This is a genomic window from Klebsiella huaxiensis (assembly GCF_003261575.2).
Classification (GTDB): domain Bacteria; phylum Pseudomonadota; class Gammaproteobacteria; order Enterobacterales; family Enterobacteriaceae; genus Klebsiella; species Klebsiella huaxiensis.
Window position 1 is genome coordinate 2,827,827 of the sequence record NZ_CP036175.1, and the last position, 18,648, is coordinate 2,846,474.

General features: G+C 48.8%; 22 protein-coding genes and 3 pseudogenes. 15 read left to right on the forward strand and 10 right to left on the reverse strand.

Annotated features, from left to right (window positions below):
• The first annotated feature begins 14 nt into the window (after nt 1-14).
• Together uxaC and DA718_RS13595 are read left to right on the forward strand one after the other, a co-directional pair.
• Nucleotides 15-1,421 (forward strand): glucuronate isomerase, encoded by a 1,407-nt coding sequence (uxaC, locus tag DA718_RS13590; protein ID WP_112214302.1) that lies wholly within the window; start codon nt 15-17, stop codon nt 1,419-1,421.
• 247 nt (nt 1,422-1,668) lie between these two features.
• Nucleotides 1,669-2,100: a universal stress protein gene (locus tag DA718_RS13595; protein ID WP_112214301.1), complete on the forward strand. Its 432-nt coding sequence runs from the start codon at nt 1,669-1,671 to the stop codon at nt 2,098-2,100.
• Between the two features lie 56 nt (nt 2,101-2,156).
• Here DA718_RS13595 and DA718_RS13600 read toward each other — a convergent pair whose 3' ends face one another.
• Entirely contained in the window at nt 2,157-2,843 is a 687-nt protein-coding gene (locus DA718_RS13600; RefSeq protein WP_110274099.1) for a GntR family transcriptional regulator, read from the reverse strand.
• A gap of 88 nt (nt 2,844-2,931) precedes the next feature.
• Nucleotides 2,932-3,681 (reverse strand): bifunctional NADP-dependent 3-hydroxy acid dehydrogenase/3-hydroxypropionate dehydrogenase YdfG, encoded by a 750-nt coding sequence (ydfG, locus tag DA718_RS13605; RefSeq protein ID WP_112214300.1) that lies wholly within the window; start codon nt 3,679-3,681, stop codon nt 2,932-2,934.
• Nucleotides 3,682-3,841: 160 nt separating this feature from the next.
• Here ydfG and dcp point away from each other — a divergent pair, with 160 nt between their 5' ends.
• From dcp to DA718_RS13620, 3 genes are all read left to right on the forward strand, one after another.
• The gene (gene dcp, locus DA718_RS13610; protein WP_112214299.1) at nt 3,842-5,896 is read left to right on the forward strand and encodes a peptidyl-dipeptidase Dcp; all 2,055 of its coding nucleotides are present in this window, start codon (nt 3,842-3,844) and stop codon (nt 5,894-5,896) included.
• A 340-nt stretch (nt 5,897-6,236) separates the two neighbouring features.
• Nucleotides 6,237-6,800 carry a YajG family lipoprotein gene (locus tag DA718_RS30685; RefSeq protein WP_227016002.1) on the forward strand — a complete coding sequence of 188 codons (564 nt, stop codon included), beginning with the start codon at nt 6,237-6,239 and terminating at the stop codon, nt 6,798-6,800.
• Entirely contained in the window at nt 6,797-7,249 is a 453-nt protein-coding gene (locus tag DA718_RS13620; protein ID WP_112214297.1) for a hypothetical protein, read from the forward strand. The genes DA718_RS30685 and DA718_RS13620 overlap by 4 nt, the downstream gene beginning before the upstream one ends.
• Before the next feature lie 109 nt (nt 7,250-7,358).
• On the opposite strand, the gene DA718_RS13625 is transcribed toward DA718_RS13620, so the two are convergent.
• A complete protein-coding gene (locus DA718_RS13625; protein WP_112214296.1) occupies nt 7,359-7,898 on the reverse strand; it encodes a DUF2058 domain-containing protein in 540 nt (179 codons plus the stop codon).
• Between the two features lie 208 nt (nt 7,899-8,106).
• Here DA718_RS13625 and DA718_RS13630 point away from each other — a divergent pair, with 208 nt between their 5' ends.
• Entirely contained in the window at nt 8,107-8,418 is a 312-nt protein-coding gene (locus DA718_RS13630; RefSeq protein ID WP_112214295.1) for a hypothetical protein, read from the forward strand.
• A 48-nt stretch (nt 8,419-8,466) separates the two neighbouring features.
• Here the strand turns inward: DA718_RS13630 and DA718_RS13635 are convergent, their stop codons facing one another.
• Both DA718_RS13635 and DA718_RS13640 read right to left on the reverse strand, forming a co-directional pair.
• Complete coding sequence (locus DA718_RS13635) at nt 8,467-8,739, reverse strand: ElaB/YgaM/YqjD family protein (protein ID WP_112214294.1); 273 nt, start codon at nt 8,737-8,739, stop codon at nt 8,467-8,469.
• 108 nt (nt 8,740-8,847) lie between these two features.
• Nucleotides 8,848-9,174, reverse strand: a complete 327-nt coding sequence (locus DA718_RS13640; protein ID WP_112214293.1) for a hypothetical protein — start codon at nt 9,172-9,174, stop codon at nt 8,848-8,850.
• Between the two features lie 277 nt (nt 9,175-9,451).
• On the opposite strand from DA718_RS13640, the gene DA718_RS13645 reads away from it, so the two are divergent.
• From DA718_RS13645 to DA718_RS13655, 3 genes are all read left to right on the forward strand, one after another.
• The gene (locus DA718_RS13645) at nt 9,452-9,706 is read left to right on the forward strand and encodes a hypothetical protein (RefSeq protein ID WP_112214427.1); all 255 of its coding nucleotides are present in this window, start codon (nt 9,452-9,454) and stop codon (nt 9,704-9,706) included.
• A 28-nt stretch (nt 9,707-9,734) separates the two neighbouring features.
• A complete protein-coding gene (locus DA718_RS13650; RefSeq protein ID WP_112214426.1) occupies nt 9,735-9,995 on the forward strand; it encodes a hypothetical protein in 261 nt (86 codons plus the stop codon).
• Nucleotides 9,996-10,098: 103 nt separating this feature from the next.
• Nucleotides 10,099-11,199, forward strand: coding sequence for an AAA family ATPase (locus DA718_RS13655; protein ID WP_112214292.1), 1,101 nt, complete (start codon nt 10,099-10,101; stop codon nt 11,197-11,199).
• Nucleotides 11,200-11,324: 125 nt separating this feature from the next.
• Here the strand turns inward: DA718_RS13655 and DA718_RS13660 are convergent, their stop codons facing one another.
• Together DA718_RS13660 and DA718_RS13665 are read right to left on the reverse strand one after the other, a co-directional pair.
• Nucleotides 11,325-12,575, reverse strand: coding sequence for an MFS transporter (locus tag DA718_RS13660; RefSeq protein WP_112214291.1), 1,251 nt, complete (start codon nt 12,573-12,575; stop codon nt 11,325-11,327).
• A 55-nt stretch (nt 12,576-12,630) separates the two neighbouring features.
• A pseudogene (locus DA718_RS13665) lies at nt 12,631-12,816 on the reverse strand (beta-galactosidase small subunit-related protein); the annotation flags it as partial.
• Nucleotides 12,817-13,178: 362 nt separating this feature from the next.
• Here DA718_RS13665 and DA718_RS13670 point away from each other — a divergent pair.
• Nucleotides 13,179-14,249, forward strand: coding sequence for a LacI family DNA-binding transcriptional regulator (locus DA718_RS13670; RefSeq protein ID WP_112214290.1), 1,071 nt, complete (start codon nt 13,179-13,181; stop codon nt 14,247-14,249).
• 305 nt (nt 14,250-14,554) lie between these two features.
• Here the strand turns inward: DA718_RS13670 and DA718_RS13675 are convergent, their stop codons facing one another.
• The gene (locus DA718_RS13675; RefSeq protein ID WP_227016003.1) at nt 14,555-15,364 is read right to left on the reverse strand and encodes a YggS family pyridoxal phosphate-dependent enzyme; all 810 of its coding nucleotides are present in this window, start codon (nt 15,362-15,364) and stop codon (nt 14,555-14,557) included.
• Nucleotides 15,365-15,534: 170 nt separating this feature from the next.
• On the opposite strand from DA718_RS13675, the gene DA718_RS13680 reads away from it, so the two are divergent.
• The 4 genes and pseudogenes from DA718_RS13680 to DA718_RS13695 all read left to right on the forward strand — a co-directional run bounded on the left by DA718_RS13680 (nt 15,535) and on the right by DA718_RS13695 (nt 17,174).
• Nucleotides 15,535-15,987 (forward strand): GNAT family N-acetyltransferase, encoded by a 453-nt coding sequence (locus tag DA718_RS13680; protein WP_112214289.1) that lies wholly within the window; start codon nt 15,535-15,537, stop codon nt 15,985-15,987.
• A gap of 54 nt (nt 15,988-16,041) precedes the next feature.
• A pseudogene (locus DA718_RS31050) lies at nt 16,042-16,266 on the forward strand (DUF637 domain-containing protein); the annotation flags it as partial.
• A gap of 71 nt (nt 16,267-16,337) precedes the next feature.
• Entirely contained in the window at nt 16,338-16,736 is a 399-nt protein-coding gene (locus DA718_RS13690) for a hypothetical protein (RefSeq protein WP_112214288.1), read from the forward strand.
• A 132-nt stretch (nt 16,737-16,868) separates the two neighbouring features.
• On the forward strand, nt 16,869-17,174 hold the full coding sequence (locus tag DA718_RS13695; RefSeq protein WP_112214424.1) for a DUF596 domain-containing protein: 306 nt from the start codon (nt 16,869-16,871) through the stop codon (nt 17,172-17,174).
• A 43-nt stretch (nt 17,175-17,217) separates the two neighbouring features.
• Here the strand turns inward: DA718_RS13695 and DA718_RS13700 are convergent.
• Nucleotides 17,218-17,689, reverse strand: a pseudogene (locus tag DA718_RS13700) (Tn3 family transposase); the annotation flags it as partial.
• Nucleotides 17,690-17,842: 153 nt separating this feature from the next.
• Here DA718_RS13700 and DA718_RS13705 point away from each other — a divergent pair.
• Nucleotides 17,843-18,250, forward strand: coding sequence for a hypothetical protein (locus tag DA718_RS13705; protein ID WP_112214287.1), 408 nt, complete (start codon nt 17,843-17,845; stop codon nt 18,248-18,250).
• 188 nt (nt 18,251-18,438) lie between these two features.
• Here the strand turns inward: DA718_RS13705 and mgtS are convergent, their stop codons facing one another.
• The gene (gene mgtS / locus DA718_RS13710; RefSeq protein ID WP_112214286.1) at nt 18,439-18,534 is read right to left on the reverse strand and encodes a protein MgtS; all 96 of its coding nucleotides are present in this window, start codon (nt 18,532-18,534) and stop codon (nt 18,439-18,441) included.
• Nucleotides 18,535-18,648 lie beyond the last annotated feature (114 nt).

The window sequence follows — 18,648 nt, forward strand, 5'->3', positions numbered from 1 at the left end:
ATTTGAGGTTATGTATGCCGCTAGTTAACGCTTCGTTTATGATCAACAATGCACCCGGTGTGAAACTTTACAATGAGGTGGCAAAATCGTTACCGATTATTGATTATCATTGTCACCTTGATGCCAGAGATATTTATGAAAATAAATCTTTCAACCATATAGCAGATCTATGGCTGGCGGGCGATCACTATAAATGGCGCGCGATGCGCGCCAACGGTATTGATGAGCGATATATTACTGGCGATGCCAGTGCAGATGAAAAATTCCGCGCATGGGCGTTGACGGTCGAATCCTGCTTTGGCAATCCGTTATATCACTGGACGCATCTTGAACTGCATGCCTATTTCGGTTGTGAAGAAACGCTAAACAGCCAAAACTGGCAGAGAATCATGGCGCACTGCAATGCGCTCATTGGCCAAAAAGAGTTTTCACCTCGAGAACTCATTAAGCGGTCGAATGTTGAAGTTATCTGCACCACGGATTCGCTACTCGACTCTTTGCACTTCCATCAGCAGTTAAAGAATGAGTCCAACTTTGAAGTGAAAGTATTACCGACTTTTCGTCCCGATGAGCTTTTCGTCGCTGATACCCATGCGTTTAGCTTGTTTATCGACAGATTCTCGCAGGTCAGCGGTTTTGCCATCAAGACGTTTAATGATTTTGATAAAGCTATAGGTCAGCGTATTGACCATTTCCATCAGGTCGGTTGCCGTATTTCCGATCATGGGCCGCAGTTTATTTGCTGGAATTGCGCAACGCAGTCAGAGGTAGAGTCAATTTTTTGCAGAAAACGGCAAGGAAAAAAACTAACCACAGATGAGCAGACGAGCTTAAACAGTGCGATCTATCTTCTTTTAGCCCGCCATTACAGGCAGCGTGATTGGGCGATGCAAATTCATTTCGGGGCGATTCGTGATAACAATAGTACGATGTTCTCACGTTTAGGGCAAAATAAAGGGTTCGACTCGATACTGGATCAGTCTCTGCTTGCGGTACATCTGAACCAGTTTCTCGATGCTCTGGCACGCAATAGTGCATTACCAAAAATCATTTTCTACAATCTTAACGCCAATGATAACGATATTGTCGCCTCGACAATGGCCAACTTTCAGACGGCGGATAATGGTGTGAAATCGCCTTTGCAGTTGGGTTCCGGCTGGTGGTTTAACGACACCCGTCGCGGTATGGAGAACCAGTTAAATACGTTGGCCGATCAGGGGTTGCTGATGCATTTTGTCGGTATGCTTACGGATTCGCGTAGTTTTGTCTCTTATACCCGCCACGACTATTTCCGACGAATTGTTTGTAACCTTATTGGTGATTGGGTTGCCTGCGGAGAAGTGCCTGACGATCAGGAGATTTTATCCCGGATGGTCAGAAATATTTGTCATGATAATGCTGAGCGTTACTTCAGATTCTGATTTTTTAGCATCTGCAGGTGAGGGGAACGACCTCGATTATCGGTTAATGCAAATCAAACCATCAGCGTAAAAATTGATCCAGATCGTTGAATACACATAACTTTAGCTATCCACAGCTAACTATATATAGTTTATATTTATTTTAATGAATTAAATATTTATTTGGCGAATGTGTTGTTCTCCCGTTGTGATAAATATGGCATGATGGCTTAAATTATTTAGTTTCTTGAGAAAAGGAGAACGGACTATGTACAAGAAAATATTGTTGCCCGTAGACGTTTTTGAAATGGATTTAAGTGACAAAGCCGTTCGCCATGCGGAGTTTTTGGCCTCAGCGGATGAAGGTGAAATCACGCTGCTGAACGTATTGCCAAACAGCAGTAGCTCAGTTCTGCGCGGTTTCGCAGCCGATATTCGTAAATTTGAAGCATATATGCGGGAGGAGTCAGAGAAAAAGATGAAGTCGCTGTCCCGTCTGTTCTCAATTCCTGCTGAACGCATTCACTCCCGGGTCGTGTTTGGTAACGTGCGTGATGAAATCTTAGCGATCGGCAGTAATGATGACTATGACGTGATTGTGATTGGCTCGCGTAAGCCGGGCATTTCTACTCATCTGTTGGGATCCAACGCCGAGTCGATTATTCGCTACGCTAAAATACCAGTTCTGGTGATTAGATAACATCGATAGCCTGAGCATTTAGCGGCAGGTGAGGGACTCTGCCGCTATCTATATTTCTACTCTTCGCTGAACCAGTCGCTATTTTCCTGACGTACAAGCAGAACGGACTCACTAATTTCCTGCAGGTGCAGGCTCATCGCCTTTTCTACGGCATCCGGGTTACGGGCGACCAGCGGCTGGAAAATATCATAATGCTGGCGCAGCATCATATCGGGAGGAGTGACGTGATCGAGACTCATGTAACGCACCCGGTCAATGGTGGCTTTAATATTTTCGACGGTATCCCAGGCTAACTGGCAGTCGGCAATTTGCGAGAGCTTCTGGTGAAATTCATCATCCAGCTGAAAGAAATCATTTAACTGTTGGCGTTCGACCGCAGCACGCTGCTGATTGAGATTTTGCTCAAGCTGATAGAGCTGTTCATCATTCACCATCCCGGCGGCGCGGCGCACCACAGCGCATTCAATGGCCTGGCGGACAAAACACCCATTACGCACCTGCGAGAGGGAAATCTTGTTCACATAGCTGCCGCGCTGTGGGCGAATCTGAATCAGGCCGTTTTCCGCCAGTTTAATAAAGGCTTCACGCACTGGCTGACGAGAAACGTCAAAGCGCACGGAAACTTCCTTTTCAGACAGTGGGGTGCCGGGCGGGATCAGGCAATGGACGATATCCCGACGAAGGATACGATAAATTTGCTGGTTTACAGGCTGTGTCGGATTCAGTTGGGATTCTGCGGCCATTGTGCTTACTTATAAATGGAATTTTGCGCTATTTTACGCGTTTTTTGCTTTCCAGCCCAGACCCGGTCTGCTGACCGGGTCGTTGAGCTTAGCCCTGACGGTGAACGTTCAGACCAGCAAAACTCTGGCTGACTGGCATCATTTCAAGGGTGTTGATATTGACGTGTTTCGGTAGGGTTGCGACCCACCAGACCGCTTCGGTTACATCTTCTGGCGTCAGGGCTTGCGTATTCTCGTAAGCTTTGTCTGCTTTGGCGTCATCACCTTTAAAGCGCACGTTAGAGAATTCTGTTCCGCCTACCAGACCGGGTTCAATATCGGTCACGCGAACGGCGGTGCCGTGAAGGTCGGCGCGCAGATTCAGACTAAACTGGCGGACAAAAGCCTTCGTCGCGCCGTAGACGTTACCGCCAGCATAAGGCCAGCTACCAGCGACTGAACCGATGTTGACGATATGACCGCGGTTACGTTCAACCATGCCAGGCAGAACCGCACGGGTCATGTACACCAGCCCTTTATTGTTGGTGTCAATCATATCTTCCCAGTCTTCAACGCTGGCTTTGTGTGCGGGTTCGAGCCCCAGCGCCAGTCCGGCGTTATTAACCAGAACGTCAATGGCTTGCCACTCCGCGGGCAGCCCGGCGATCATCTCTTCGATAGCCGCACGATTACGCACGTCCAACTGCGCGGTATAAATGCTCTCGCCCAGCTCATCCTTCAGCGTCTTCAGGCGCTCTTCGCGACGCCCGGTGGCAATAACTTTGTGACCGTTAGCGACAAAACGGCGAGTAATACTTTCACCAAAACCTGCTGTTGCTCCGGTAACCAGGATAATCATCTTACTGTTCCTCAACGCTTTTTGTGTATTTATACCATAGCACGCGATATCGGCGACGGGTAATGGAAATCGTCGGACAACATTTGACGAGCGGGGAAATCATTGCGGTCAATCAATGAGTTGCCTAATCTTACAGGATAATCGTGTTCAGGAGATGATGATGTTGGACAACAACCCTTTTTTAAGCGTCAGCCTGCTGCCTTACCAGGCACCGCGTTTTGATTTGATTTCAGATAGCCATTACCGCCCGGCCTTTGATGAAGGCGTACGGCGTCAACGTGAAGAGATTAGCGCGATCGTTAATAACCCGGCTCCGGCGGATTTTACCAATACGCTGGTGGCTCTGGAGCAGAGCGGGCAGCTGCTGGCGCGGGTGACAAGCGTCTTCTTCGCTATGGCTGGAGCGGATACCAACCCGATAATTCAGGAGCTGGATGAGCAGTTTTCTGCTGAACTGGCTGAACTGGGCAACAATATCTGGCTCAATGAGGCGCTATTTGAGCGTGTAAAACAGGTTTGGCAGCAGCGTGATTCTCTCTCTCTGGACGCTGAATCCATGCGTTTGCTGGAGGTGACCTGGCAACGTTTCACCCTTGCAGGCGCAATGTTGGCAGAAGAGCAAAAAACGGTGCTGCGGGCGCTGAATACGGAAGCTGCGACCCTGCAAAGTCAGTTTCAGCAGCGTTTGTTGGGGGCGGTGAAGTCCGGTGGTCTGGTTGTAGATTACGCCCACCAGTTGGAAGGTCTTAGTGAGGATGAAATAAACGCAGCGGCAGAAGCGGCGCAGGAGAAAGGCTTAAAGGACCGCTGGTTGCTTGCGCTGCTTAATACGACTCAGCAACCCGCGCTGCTTTCCCTGCAGGACAGGCAGACGCGAGAAAACCTGTTCGCGGCGGGTTGGACGCGTAACCAAAAAGGCGATGCCAATGATACCCGCGAGCTGGTATTGCGGCTCGCGGAGATCCGGGCCCGTAAAGCGCAACTGCTTGGGACTGCTGATTATGCCAGCTGGTCGATGGCTGACCAGATGGCAAGAACCCCTGAGCAGGCCTTTGCCTTTATGCGGCGGATAGCCCCTGCTGCGCGAGCCAGAGCCGAGCAGGAGCTGGCGGATATTCAGCAGGTTGTCGATAATGAAGGCGGCGATTTTCAGGCTGCGGCCTGGGACTGGCTCTACTATGGCGAACAGGTGCGCCGGGCGAAGTATTCTATCGACGAAGCGCAACTAAAGCCGTATTTCGCCCTCGACCGCGTCCTGCGCGACGGCGTATTCTGGGCCGCTTCTCAGTTGTTTGGCATCCGCTTTGTTGAGCGTTTTGATATCCCGGTTTATCACCCAGATGTGCAGGTATGGGAAATTTTTGACGCGAACGGTGAGGGGATTGCGCTGTTTTATGGTGATTTTTTCGCCCGAGATAGCAAAAGCGGCGGGGCGTGGATGGGCGTTTTTGTTGAGCAATCAACTTTGCGCGCGCAGCATCCGGTCATCTACAACGTCTGTAACTATCAGAAACCCAAGGCTGGCCACAGCGCATTGCTGTCGTGGGATGAGGTGATTACGTTATTCCACGAGTTTGGTCATACGCTGCATGGTCTGTTTGCCAGCCAGCGGTATGCCAGCCTCTCAGGCACGAATACGCCGCGTGATTTTGTTGAGTTCCCGTCACAGATTTTTGAACACTGGGCCAGCGAACCACAGGTATTCGCCCACTATGCGCGGCATCATCAAACCGGTGAAGCCATGCCGGAAGCGTTACGTGATAGCATGTTCCGGGCGGCGAAGTTTAATAAAGGTTACGACATGAGCGAGCTGCTCGCGGCGGCGCTGCTGGATATGCACTGGCACAGCGTATCGACGGAAAAGCTGCCGCAGGATGTTGATACCTTCGAAGCGACGGCGCTGCAAGCGGAGAATATGGATCTTTCCGCCGTGCCACCGCGTTATCGCAGCAGTTACTTCTCACATATTTTCGGCGGCGGCTACGCGGCAGGCTATTACGCCTACCTATGGACGCAGATGCTGGCGGACGACGGCTACCAGTGGTTCGTTGAGAAGGGCGGTTTAACCCGCGAAAACGGCCAGCGCTTCCGCGAGGCGATTTTGTCGCGCGGCAATAGCACTGATTTAGCTGAACTGTATCGGCAGTGGCGCGGGCACGATCCTAAAATCGAACCGATGCTGGAAAATCGCGGGCTGAGCGAGCAGGGCGTTTAGCCAGGGAAAAGAGAACCGGGCGATAAACCCGGTTTTTGAGTAATAGTTTCGTGCCCAAATCCCTCTAAAATTCTTCCCTAAAATGGGTTTTGTATTCTGAGAAAATGCCAGAGGTAATTCACGTAGCTATCCCTAACTTGGGTCCAATCTAGCCAGCTACTAATGTTGTCAGGCATAATGAGCCTGTCATCCGCATCAGAGACCCTAAGACATGGTGGAGCAAAACAATTAAAAAGTTATGTGCAGGAAGTGGTTTATATCATCATTTAAGTAACTGATTAAAATCAATACTTTTTGATTGTTTATTCCGCTATCATACCCATGATACTAATGGGGATAAATGATGAAAAAACTACTATTAATTGCCGTTGTCATTGGATCTTTAACTGGATGTACCAGCGCTCCACCTCTGAATTTTTCTACACCAAGCGTAGGTGTTAGCCAAAAGAAAATTGATGCACAACTAAAATCACTCACGGTATCGCTTGCTCGTCCAGATGAGCAGAAAGGTGATGTCACGGCGGGAATGGAGGTTATTACGCCTATTTGGCGCGATTCGTTACAAGAAGCGCTTGACCGCATGGCAATTTTTAAAGATAACTCCTCAAATACGGTTAGTCTTAATGTGAAAGTATTAGCGCTGGATGTCCCGAGCTTTGGGATGTCGATGACAACGAAAGCTGTTGCGCGCTATGAAATTATTAACCGCTCTAATGGCGATATTATCTACACGCAAGATATTGAATCTACCGGAACTGTACCTGCGTCATATGCCTTCGTGGGAGTTGTTCGTGCCCGTGAGTCAATTAACCGCGCAGTGCAAAACAATATTACACAATTCTTGCAAGCGTTAGAGAGCATTGACCTTACCCGTCCAATGTTCCCTTCCCGGGTAGATAAATGAAAACGGCCGCTTTAATCGCAGTGCTCACTTTGTTGTCAGGGTGCACACAGGAGATTTCTCCTAATAGCTATTCCGTTGGTTCGGTGGGTATGGTTAATCGTTCTATTGCTGGAACGATCATTAGCGCTCGCCCTGTTGATATTCGTGGCACCTCCGCATTAGGAGGTGCCGCTGGTACAGCCGCAGGAGCAGCAGCTGGTTCAGCAATTGGTGGCGGCACTCGCGCCAATATCGTGGGTGCTATTGGTGGAGCTGTTGTAGGCGGTCTCACTGGCGCAGCACTTGAAGCCTCTGCGACTAAACAGACGGGGATGGAATATGTTATCGAAACTGAAAACGGTAATCTAATGACAGTCGTTCAAGGCAATGCACCTTTATTTGTAGAAGGTAAAAAGGTTCTCGTCTTATACGGTAGCCCCTCACGTATCATTGCCGATCCCAGACATTGATGCAGGAAGGAGATTGAAATAGTAGCCGGGCGCAGAGCCCGCCCTAAACCACCTCCTGGGGAGGTGGTTGATTTCATTCTGGACGATGAGTTCTGGTCTGCACGGCTGATTACCACATCAAATCGTCGGGCACTTTAAAATCAGCATACGGATCATCTTCATCCTGCTCTTCCTGATTCAGCGCGCTGTTTAAAACAATACTGTTCGCATCTCGCTGAGCGATTTTATCGGCCACGATCGCGGGGATAATTGCGTATTCACTCTCGCCACTGCCATCACTAACCAACCGCGCAATGGCGAGACGGCCGTTAATCAGCTGAGTTTGCGTTGTCTTATCCACAACAACTTTTTTAATTAAGTTGTTATCCGTGAAGTTAAAATCAATATTGCCTTTTGCAATGACGATTTTGTTCATTTCAATGAGCTGCTTCACCTGAGCTTTATACTCTTTAGATAAAACAGCTTGTTTTTGTTGTTCGCTTAGCTGTTTGTCACGTTCAAGCTGCGCTTTTTTATTTTCTTCCACAGCCTCTCTTGCTTCGCGAGCCTGAACTCGTGATTTCTTCGCTGTTCTCTGGACTTTAGCCATCTTTTTGCTGGTGACTAGTCCTGCTTTTAGCATCTGCTCTTGTAAGGTGAGTTTTGTCATTTTCGCTTCTAAACCCGTTGAAAAATTTTTGCGATTATACCTGTAATTTTAGCTGATGTGTCAGTGGCGGGGATGACGTTGCGATACGGTTAGATCGAGGTGGACCTGGTGAACCATTCAGTACAGACACGGAGTGCATAAAAAATCACATAAAGTGGTTTATTTTTGTTATAAATGCATCTTTGACGGTTTTTTAAGGAAGTTGAAGATGATTGTCAGAACCTGGCACGGCTGTGTTCCTGTTGATTTTGGTGAAGCGTTTGCAGACCATTTGCAGTTAACCGGCGTGCAACATTCTGCGGGTATCCCTGGAAACGCGGGAGCGTTTGTCAGGCGAGAAACTCAGGGAGAATGGGAACATTTCTTTCTGGCGACTTACTGGGAGGATCTGGATGCGGTCAAAGCATTCGCAGGTGAGAATTACCATGTGGCGGTAACCTACCCTGATGATGAGCAATTCCAGCTCCTGTCCGATCCCTATGTCTTTCAGTTTGATGTGGCGAACGTCGTGGCGATTTGAGGGGGGGGGGGGGTAATCACAAAAAATTAAGGCCCGAAGGCCCTAATTTCACTTACGTCCGGCCAGTAAACCAATGACCAGCCCGATGGCACCGGCGGCTAGCAATCCGGTAAGCGGGTTTTCTTTGACGCGCTCCGAAACTTCGGAGACCGCATCTGACGCCTGGGCCGCGTATTTACGCGCCGCGCCTTTCAACTGATGCTTAGGCGAATCTACCGCATCACCAAATTGCTGTTGGGCTTCCCCGGCAATTTCGTTGACTTTGTTACCGACCTTATCCGCCAGATTTTGCGCGTCGTTTTCATAATCTTGTGATGGCATGTGATTCTCCTTTCGTTTGACTCATTCAAGTCTAGTGGCTGACGGAAGAAGTTCAAATGCAAAGGCCGCTGCGGCTGTATTCCAGGATTTTTCTAAAGACCGGATGAGTTATACGCTGCCGTGCTTTTTCAACACGCCTTTGTCGTCAAAAATAAACATAATCGACTGCCCAAGTCCGTTCTGGCAGACAACGCCATCGGCGTTGGTTTTATCAGTGATACCCTGGCACTCCATATTGCTGACGTAAGGACGAATCTGGCATTTTAGCGTTTTGCCATCTTCAATAATCAGTTGTTTAGATTCGCTGAGCTCATTTGCCGCAGGCCCTGGGCAGGTACCTTCACCCCAGTTAACGCCATGGTGTTTGTCAAAAGCCGAGCAGCCCTGCAATAGCGCAGTCCCTGCCAGAAAAAGCATCAGATAGTGTTTCTTCATTATATAACCTTGGTTGTTGTTTTCCGCTTCAGTATAGGAAACAACCTCGCCATAAAGCCTTCGCCAGAATTAGTGGTTTTTCAGATATTTCAATTGATTGAGATTATTCTGAGTAATAAAATCCACATAACTTGCTTTCTGCCAAAGCGATGACTGATAAATCAGAGCTATTGAGATTCACAATTCCTCTTTTTTCCTTCATCATTTGTCAGCTTTTGCTACTAATAATCAGCGTTTAGCTCAGCATAAGAAATTTATTTTTTTACTCAAGGTCGGTATGAACTATAAGAATGTACTGAAGGTTACGTTACTGCTTGCTCCCGTGGCGTTGCTGAATCTGTCCACGCCTGCCTGGGGCGCGGATGCGACGAAAACAACAACCTGTCAGAAAGCGCCGCCTGCGGTGGACAAAGAGGGCGTGCCGCTACCGCCCGTTGTCGGAAAAGAGGGGACTCGGCCTGCTCCGGCAAATGGCAAACCAGGTCATGACGGCCCCGCTGCAAACTGTCAGCCAGTGGCTATCGAAAACTAATCATTGACCTCAACCCGGGAGGGATATGGTGCACCCGTTAATTAAGGTCATGCTGGTAGGTGGCAAAGGGGATGGCTTGCTAGTCAGCGTCGCCGATACCGCGACAGAAGTTTCCGTCACGCCTGCGCAGTACGGCGCAAAATCTGGTCAGCCGCTGAGCTATCGGATTGTGTCGCAAACTATCGATGATGAGCGCTACTTTTTCGGCGTTTTCAGTGAGAGCCATGAGGATACGGATAAACTCAAGAGAGTGGCGTTGACTCGCGGCATGAAAAAGTTCTTCAGTTGATCCGATGCCGGACGGCTATCTGTCGTCCGGTTGGGTCATGTTTCGTTTTCCTCCCGCCTCCGATACAGTATAGCGATACGCCTTTGCACGCTTCGGAAACGCTATGATTAACCACATCCGCATTAAAAACTTCAGATCGGTCAGGGATATCGAGCTGGAGCTGGGCGCGCTGAACATTGTTTTCGGCCCCAACGGCTGCGGCAAGTCCAATATCTACAAAGCTATTCATCTGTTAACCGCCTCTGCCGACGGACAATTTTCCGGCTATATCAGTGATGAGGGCGGACTGGAAAATATTATGTGGTCAGGGCCGAGTGCGCCAACGGACCGCTTTCCGCGACGGCTGCAGATTGCCTGTCTGACCGATGAGTTCGACTATGAGTTACAAGTCGGTTTTCCGGAAAAACTGCCTTATCCGACCCAGTTCGTGCTGGACCCAATCGTCAAAGAGGAGTCTATCTGGCTGGCGGGCTTTTCCAGACGACCTTCATCGCGCGTGCTACAGCGCAAAAATCAGGCCGCGTTTCTGGTAGATGTTAACGGTGAAAAAAGCACCTTCACCGATACTATTTATGAAAACGAATCCATCTTTGGTCAATTGGGTGAACCGCATCGCTTTCCGGAGGTCTCTCGGGTCAGGGAGACCATGCGTCGCTGGCGTTTTTATCACGAGTTCAATATTGGCAGGCACTCGCCGCTGCGCCAACCGGCGGTCGGCTACCGCTCGCCGGTGCTTGATAGCAATGGGCATAATCTTGCTGCCGCCTTTCAGACTATTGTGGAAATCGGCGCGGAGGAACTGCTGCATGAGATCCTCGGCGAGGCCTTTCCGCAATGCACATTCTATTGTGAGAATGAGAATTCACGTTTCTCAATGAAGATGCGGCGTAACGGTGTTTACCGGCCTTTACTGGCCTCCGAGATGTCCGACGGCACGCTGCGTTTCCTGTGCCTGGCGGTGGCGTTATTGAGCCCTCGTCCACCGGCGTTTCTGGCGATCAATGAGCCGGAAAACAGCCTGCACCACCAGATGTTTCCGGCTCTTGCCAGATTAATTGTTGAAGCGTCTCGCTATAGCCAAATCTGGTTGACCAGCCATTCTGCCGAGCTTTCCGAATTAATTTCCTCAATGGCCGAAGCGCGAATTTATGCGCTGGAAAATAGCGATGGAGAGACGCGGATTACAGGAGAGATGCCTCTCTGACGAAGATATATACCCTAAGTAATTCGAGTTGCCGGATTGCGGCTAACGCCTTATCCGGCCTACAAAACAGAGAAATTATAAATTGGTGCAGATGTGCCGCCGGGTTATTTCCGGCGGCATCTATTTTATGCCGCTGCCGGGAGGAGCGTTTTACTACCTTTCAGGGTAAATAGTGAGATAACCGTAAAGCTCAGGGTAATACAACCGAGGATCAGATAAGCCTGATGGAAGCCAACGGTATCGTACATCCGCCCAACCCACGCTGACAGCACAACGCCCGAAAGCTGTTTCGATAAATTAAAACCAATCAGGAACAGCGTGGCAGAGAGTTTTGGGTTAAAGGCCGACGAGATATATTTAAAGGTGCCCACCAGCAGGAACGGAACTTCAAACATATGCAGCATTTTTAAGATAACCACTTCCACCGCCGAGGTAGCAAAAGACGATCCTAAAATACGCACTGACATAATCAGTCCGGCGGTCAACAGGGCATTCTTGGCACCAATTCGGTTAACAATAGCCGGTGCGCAGAACATGATTAGTGCATTAAGCAGTTCCCCGCCAGTGGTGACGAAGCCAAAGATTTCGGTCCCACGCTGCGGGCTGGAGAAGAAGCCTTTAAAGAAGTTGGCGAACTGCTGGTCGAAGACGTCATAGACGCTGGCGACGCCAACGACATAAATGATGAAGCCCCAGAAACGTGGCATCCGCAGCAGTTCCGCGGCGGTGCGCATGGAGAAGGCCTGGCGATTAGCACCCAGCGCGTCGATAACTTGCTCACTATTGCTGCTTTCCGGTTTTGATACCCACAGCAGCACGCCAAGGATCAGCGCAAAGCCGGAGGCGATCCAGAAAGTAATGTTGGGATCAATACCAAATAAAATGCCGGTGATTGATGCACATAGCGCCCAGCCGATACAGCCGGAGACGCGAACCTTACCGTATTCAAAACGGTTAGCGCGGCTGACGCGTTCAATATAGGCTTCTACTGCCCCGGAGCCGCTGGAGAATACGATCCCCAGGTAAATCCCGCCCGCCAGCGCGCCCGCGATGATATTCATCTGCAATAGCGGTGAGAGGATGAAAATAAAAAATGGCGCGAACAGGATTAATAAAACTGTGATGGTCCACAGCAGATGCTTGCGTAGCCCAAGCTTATCTGAAATCAAGCCAAATATTGGCTGGAAGATAATGGCGAAGAGCGAAATTGAGGAGAAAACGATCCCCGTTTCGGTTTTGGTTAAATGGTTAACTTCCGCCAGCCACACCGGGAAAAAGGGAAAGTAAGCCGACATAATGAAATAGTAGAAGAAAAAGAACAGCATAAAGTAAAAGAAGTTATGCCGTTCTCGGGGCGCGAGTTCAGAGAGTTTCATTGTGAATATTCCATCTTATTATGCCTGTAAGGTTGGGGGCTTTCGCCCCCGATTATTATTGGAAATGAAGAGTTAATCGATATTGCCATTGTGTCTCAAGCAGCAGCCATTGCTGTTGTACGCCTGGCGTCCAGGAGTCATCGCCGCCGATGCCCATATGCTGGCCATCGAGGGTGATCCAGACGCCGTCTTCCGGCTTCATCCAGTGCCAATGGTCCGTTTCTGTTAACTGCGCGGTACTGCGACAACCCGGCAGATCGTCATTGATCCAGCTGGCAAAAGTCGGGTGGGCCGCTAAGCGGTTGAGGTGAGTAATGGTCTGGTTTTGCCAGTCTTCCCCGGCAATTACTTCATTAAACGTCGCTCCTGCGGTAGAGATAGAGTCATGTTGTTGCATACACATACCTGACGGATAAGTGAGAAAATGTCATTCGCTAGACAAGAATGGTTTCGTTATCAGATATTTTCACTTAGGCCGCAATATTGGCGAAATTGAAACCCACTGGCGATCACGAAATGCCAGAAAAATGGCTGATTCTTGTCGTCTTTTAAACATAGAATGTTAGCGGACGACATTTTGGTTTCAGGCAGAAGGAGCGGGCGATGCAGCGCCGTTTGGCAACGTTAGAAGATGTGGCCTGCGAGGCCGGGGTTTCTCAGCAGACGGTCTCTCGAGTACTTAATAATCCGAAGGTTGTTTCTGAACGAACCCGCGACAAAGTGATCCGCGCGATGCAGGCATTGCACTATGTGCCGAACCGCTCTGCGCAGTTGCTGGCGGGAAAATCCGCGCCGTCGATTGGGCTCATTACTGCTTCGTTGACTCTGCACGCGCCTTCGCAAATCGCCGCGGCGGTAAAAAGTTATGCCGCTTCACATCAGCTGGAGGTGTCGATTGCGATGCCGGCACAGATCGATTATTCGTCACTGCAGGCGCGGTTGAATGAGTTTCGCGCCCAGCACATTCGCGGAGCGATTATCAGCTTGCCGCTGGAAAGCAGCCTGGCGGAGCGGCTGGTAGAGGAGAACCCGGATATTTCCTGCCTGTTCCTTGACGTTTCGCCGGAGACCGAAGTGTGTTGCGTGCGCTTCGATCACCGCGACGGCTGCGGAGCCTGCGTGCGCCATCTGTGGGATTCAGGGCATCGCGAGTTCGGATTACTCGCCGGGCCGGAGAGTTCGGTCTCGGCACGGATGCGCTTGAGCAGCTGGCGCGAGGCGCTACACCGTCTGGGGGTCAGCAATGCGGTGACGGTGTTTGGCGACTGGAGCGCAGCTAGCGGCTGGAATAAAACCTTTGAACTGCTGCATCAGCATCCCAGTATCAGCGCGATCGTGGTGGCAAACGATCAGATGGCGCTCGGGGTGCTGAGCGCTCTAGCGCAGCTTAATCGCACCGGTAGCCAGGCAATTTCCGTTACCGGCTACGATGATACGGCGGATAGCCTCTACTTCCAGCCGCCGCTCACCACCGTCGCTCAGGATTTTAATGTACTGGGAAGAAGGGCGGTCGAGCTGTTGATCCAACTGATGGCCTCCCCGCAGTTAAGGATACGCGAACTGCTGCCCACGCGGTTGATCATCCGCCACTCAACCTGGCCTTGCGCGGCTGAGGCGGAAGATGGGAAGGCGCAGTTAATCGCGCAAATAAAAACGCTGGTGGAAAAACTTTGAGCAACGGCTTCGTTTAGCTTTCATTGAAGAAACGTGTGATAGCGTAATGAAAAGACGTAAGCAGAGTGATTAATGCTCTGAACGTAAAAACAATCTATCCATGCAAGCATTTATTTACCGCCAACAACCTGGCGGTTTTTTTTGCCCGTTTTCTGGCCAACGGGCAAGAGTATATTTTATTTAATGCTGTGATTAGGTGATAATTTGACCTTTCATAAGCATAAATACGCTGTTTTTCATGTCGGTGGTTAACAAATTCTCGAGGGTTATAGTTTTGTGAGTAGCATAAAATGCTGTCGAGATGGCTAGCTTTCCTGCGGCCAGTAATACTCATCAGGCAGCGCTCGCGCACCGAATATTGCCTGTCCGACCCGCACCACCGTTGCACCTTCCTCAATGGCGATTTCGAAATCACCGGACATCCCCATAGAAAGCTCTCGTGGCTGATAACCGCAGGGGGCAACTTCGCACAGACGATCCCGCAGAGATCGCAGGCGAATAAAACAGGCTCTGACGCGTTCGGCATCGGTGCTAAATTCAGCCAGCGTCATCAACCCGAGTACCTTGAGGTTTTCATAGTTTTTCAGCTGACATAAAAAGGACTCAACCTCGTCTGGCGCGAGCCCATATTTGCTGGCTTCGTTAGAAGTATTGACCTGCACAAAAACGTCAAGCGTACGCCCCTCAGCTTGCAGTCGACGGTCGAGGACCTCAGCAGTACGCAGATTATCAAGTGCCTGAAATTCACTGGCGAATTTGGCGACCAGCTTCGCTTTATTCGATTGCAGATGGCCGATAACCGACCATTTTAGTTCCGTGAGATCTGCCATCGCCTGCGATTTACTCCAGGCTTCCTGAACTTTGTTTTCTCCCAGCATTAAACAACCCGCCTGGTGCGCAAGGCGAATATGCGCTTCATCCATCGTTTTGCTGACCGGCAGGAGCCTGACCGTTGACGGGTCACGATGGCTACGCTGGCATGCCCCGTGTATGCGCCGTTGCACTGCCTGAAGATTCTTGCGGAAATCCTCAACGCTCTGCGCACGTGGCCAGCGGTTGTGCATGTCATGTTGCGGTTGAGTGGTTGGGCCAGGCGCTTCTGTAAGTGGGTTCATGGTTGAGATGTCTCCGTTGAGTAGCTAGTTTTCGTTGTCATGGGCCAAATTATGTTTTGTCATAGGTCAAATAATTTGCAGTATACCAACGATGAGGAAGTGAGTGAAATCTTTGTGAGGTTAGGCATAGATGCTCTACTCTGAGTGCGGATAAACTGGGAGACAAAGTGATGATGAAACTGGTCGGTAAAGAGCATCTGGAGCAGGTGGACTGGCATGCAGTCGCGGCTATTATCGCCGCCGCAGGTCTTAATCAAAGAGACGTCGCATTAGTTGAGCGGGCCTTTCGCCATAGTACTTTTTGCTGGTTTGGTTATGAAAATGGGCAGCTGATTGCGGTGGCGAGAGCCATTAGCGACCTGACCTGGTGCAGCTATCTGGCGGATGTTGCGGTTGTCCCACGCTGCCAGGGAAAGGGATACGGGCAGCAGCTGATGCAGGCGGTCAGCAATGAACTGCAGCCGTTTGGTAAAACCTTTATCTACTCGGTTGTGGATAAAATAGACTTCTATCGCCGCTTTGGTTTTGAGCTGCTCACGACGGGAATGGTTTGCGCCAGCGAGGAGAGCCTGATTCGCCTGCGTGAGCAGGGGTATATACGAACTCACGATAACAATCTTTGAGATGTTTTGAAGCAATGGCAATCCGCTACGCAGTGGCAGCGTTCAGAACGGGGGAAAGTTGTCCAGCGCGTGGACGGGTAGTCGGTTATCAGCTCCACTCTGAATACCACTATTAATGGCGGCGGTTTTAAGGATAACCTGACTAACGCCCTGCTGGCGAATATTGGAAACCAGATTAATGCCGAAGGGGCCGGGCTGATTGGCGATAACGGTGAGATTCTCGACCTGCTGGACAGAGTCCTAAGCCATGCGGTGGTCGCGGGTATCAGCGCAGAACTTTTAATGGTGCGACTGGCATACGTGCAGATTATTCTTGAAAAAGCGATGAATTTTAATGGAGTGACATTGAAATGAAAAATATAGATGAGTTAATTTGCTCTCCGTTTGATGAGCAAGAAATAATATTTGAGGGTTACATTGTTTATCTGGATGATGGTGGTCTTTATGTTATTGGATTAGATTATGGTGAGGATTATACTAAAGCCCCATCATTGGCGGTGAAAAATAAAAGTCTATCTGATAATCTGGAGGCTAATGTCAGTTTGTATGGAGGGGGGAACTCTCGCTTATTTCATCATGTAAAGTTGATAGGTCTATTGGAAAAGGACCATGTGACTGGTAAACAAGGTATTCTGGTAAGAGAAATGAGTATAGAAGATAACGGGCAATGGATATCAATAGATGTGGATAAATATTATGAGTCGAGGAGTGGCAAAGGTTCTAATTGGCATGACCTTTTTAATAACTAATGTTTCCCTTGGCCATGGTTGAGAGAATATATTAAAAATGAATGACACATGTCTGGGGGGAGTTAGATGCATTATTTAACCGAAAAACAATATCAGGACCGGAAAGAGTTGCTGCGAGGGGCTTCTACGACTATGTTATGGAAAAATATCGACCCAGAGAGTGTCGATGGCGCCTATAAGCTAACTTATCAAGAAGAAAAAGCGCTTTATATCTGGTTCATTTGGCGTTTATTGGAGGATGGTGAGATCAAACTTGCTCGCCACGGGAAGTTTCTCTCAGGAAGCATCGACAAGCAGATCGAAGTTTTTGAAATGGCTTTTCCTAAAACTGAGGATGATATGAATTGTGATGCATTTGAGGGATTTTGGTTTCTAAGTGAAAATTGTCCGGCCGGAATTGTCTGGATTCATGAAAACGGCTATGAGGATTGGACTTAGATAATGATATTGGGGTTCTATGTCGGAACCCCAGATTTTTCTATTATCCCAGTTTAAGCCCAGCTACCAGCGCATCTAGATCAATAACCTCATTATTGATTTGGAAGTTATAATGCCCGTTCAGCAAAATGTGTTGCCAGGCCACTGGTGATAATATTTAATCCGGTTCTGGGTGCGCCGGATGTTGCGTTCCAACTGCGGATCGCGCAGATACTTTAGCGTATAGATTCGGCGGATCAGCCGGCCATATTCGAATAGTGCCAGCAGGGTTGCATTGGTCGTGGTGTACGAGCACAGTTTGCGGACCAGCATCCCCTGCGTTATTTCTTTCAGCCCCAGAGTGGCGACGATGCTACCGAGATTACTTTTCTCGCGGATGATAAGGTTCCGGTCAATCTGTGCTGCGGGCTGTTTTATATTCCGATAGATCTCTGGTGCGGTACAGCTCCAGCAGTTGCTTATTCAGAGCGGTAAAATAGGGCTCAAAGGCAGGCCAAACCATGCAGGATCGCAAAAACAGGGAACCCTCACTATATAAATCTATTGATCAAAAATGAGTCGTGGACATATAATGCAAATTATGTGGGCATTTCTAAATCATTCCCAGTGAGAAAATAAACAATTCCCTTGAGGTATCCCTCAAGGGAAACTACACAAGGGATTATGTTATGGGAAAAAAAGATATATACTTAGACATCCTTCAAGGGAGCTTATTGCAAATAAGAGGCGTGTCCACTCATGGTGTTTTTTTTAAAGCAAGGGATAGGTCTGTATATTATGAATCCCAGCTTATACATGAGTTTTACTTACTGTTGAAGTATGATGATTTTAATGATTTTAATGATTTTAATGATTTTAATGATTTTAATGATTTTAATGATTTTAATGATTTTAATGATTTTAATGATTTAGATATTTGTTTTTTAAATAAAAATGCTCGCTGGTACTATGAGGACTGTAGTGAAAAGAAAAGTTTCTTATACGAGCATCAATTAAAGAGAATTTCTTCTCTGTTCTCTTTGGTTCCGGAAAAAATGAGAGATAAACTTGAATGGCACGGACCAGAGATCAAGTAGAATAAAGATATCCAGTTAAGGATATCAATTAAGCTAGTACCCATAACTAATGGCTAAATTGTTATTTAACCAAGGGTTACAGAAAAACGACAGTTAAGAGCTTTACAAAGAAATAACGACGCTAACAAAAACGCCCCCTGGTGCATCAGCAGCAGGGGGCGTTTACGGGTGGGGATTATCGGTGTTCATCAGTCGTCCCATTTGTGGCTTAGATATGCGGCAAGAAATCCAAAGAACACAATGGTTCCCAGAACTGCCACAAATACATGCATATTTCCCAGCATGATTAACCTCCATTAGTTTTGCTTTGCGCTAAGTCGTCCTCATTGAACAGGTTTACGGTTGTTGGATACATCATAACCCGGTTAATCTAAACAAACGCTTAACAAATTGCCGGG